General features: G+C 74.3%; 1 protein-coding gene. It reads left to right on the top strand.

What is annotated here, in order from left to right; genetic code table 11:
• A partial coding sequence (locus DQW06_RS28405; protein ID WP_232833192.1) for a hypothetical protein occupies nt 1-1,387 on the top strand: 1,387 nt, incomplete at its 5' end.
• Nucleotides 1,388-1,425 lie beyond the last annotated feature (38 nt).

Consider the following 1,425-nt stretch of genomic DNA (forward strand, 5'->3'; position numbering starts at 1 on the left):
TCGGGTGTGGCTGCTGTCCTCGGTGTGCGTGCTGGCCGTCCTCGGACTGCTCGGCTCGGCGACCGCCACCCTCGGCCAGGCCCGCGACGGCCTGCGCGTGCTCGGGGACGACGCCGGTCCCCAGGCACTGGCCACCACCGACCTGTACCTGGCGCTCGCGGACATGGACGCCCGCGTGGCCGACGTGCTGCTCATGGGCACCGACCACGGCCTGGGCTCGGGCCGCGAGGACGCCCTGGAAGGGTACGAGGCGAGCCGGGCACGGGCCAACGAGGCCCTGCTCGAAGCGGCATCGCTGACCGAGGGCGACAGCGTGGAGGAGCGCAACGTCGAGGCGGTCCTGAACGGGATGGGCGCCTACGAGCAGCTCGCCAGAGAGGCGCGGCTGCTCAACGACGAGGCACAGGCCCCGCCCGGCCGGGTGGACGGGGCGGCCCTGGAGGCCTACGGCGAGGCCACGCGGCTGATGCACGCCGAACTGCTGCCCAAGGCGTTCAACCTGGGGCTGGACGCGTCGGCGAACGTGCGCGCCAACCACGAGGAGGGGCAGTCCTCCGTCGCGCTCGGCATGCTCTGGGTGGGCGCGGTCGGCACGGTCACCGTCGCCGCGCTGCTCGGCCTCCAGCTGTACCTGCGCGTGCGGTTCCGGCGCCGGTTCAGCGCGCCGCTGCTGGCCGCCACGGCGGTCGCAGTCCTGCTCACCGGCGGGGTGGTCCTCGTCCTGACCGTCAGCGGCGGGCACCAACGCGACGCCAAGGAGGAGGGGCTGGACGCGGCCATGGCGCTGTCCCGGGCCGGGGCCATCTCCACCGACATGCAGGCGGACCAGAGCCGCTACCTGCTCGACCGGGACATGGCCGACAACTACGAACTGGTGTACCTGGAGCGGGCGCAGCAGGTGCTGTACCGCCCGGCCAGCAACCTGGACGCGTACTACGGTCAGATCGAGGGCGTGGTCGCCGCCTACCCGGAGCTGCCGGGATCGGACGGCTCCGACCCCGAGGACCCGGGCACGCTCGGCTACCTGGGCCAGCGGGCCCAGGACACGCTGCTGCCGGGGCAGGAGGGCGCGCTCGCCGAGGTGCTGGAGTCCTACAACGCCCTCCAGGCGGAGGACCGGGCGCTGCGTTCGGCCGCCGAGGAGGGGGACCTGGCGGGGGCCGTCGGGGTCCGCATGGGCGTCGCGCACTCCGAGGACGGCGCCTTCCAGACCTACGAGGCCGCGCTGGCGGAGCTGACCGACCTGCACGAGGAGGCGTTCGACGCGGGCATCGGACGCGCTGACGCGGCGCTCACCCCCTGGACGTGGCTGCTGCCCGCCGCGACGGCCCTGCTGCTGGTCCTGCTCGTCCTCGGGGTCCGCCCCCGTCTGGCCGAGTACCGCTGAGTCCGGCCTCCCGCCCCGAGTCCACCCCCACCCGGATC

The sequence above is a fragment of the Nocardiopsis sp. TNDT3 genome (assembly GCF_003427465.1).
Taxonomy (GTDB): domain Bacteria; phylum Actinomycetota; class Actinomycetes; order Streptosporangiales; family Streptosporangiaceae; genus Nocardiopsis; species Nocardiopsis dassonvillei.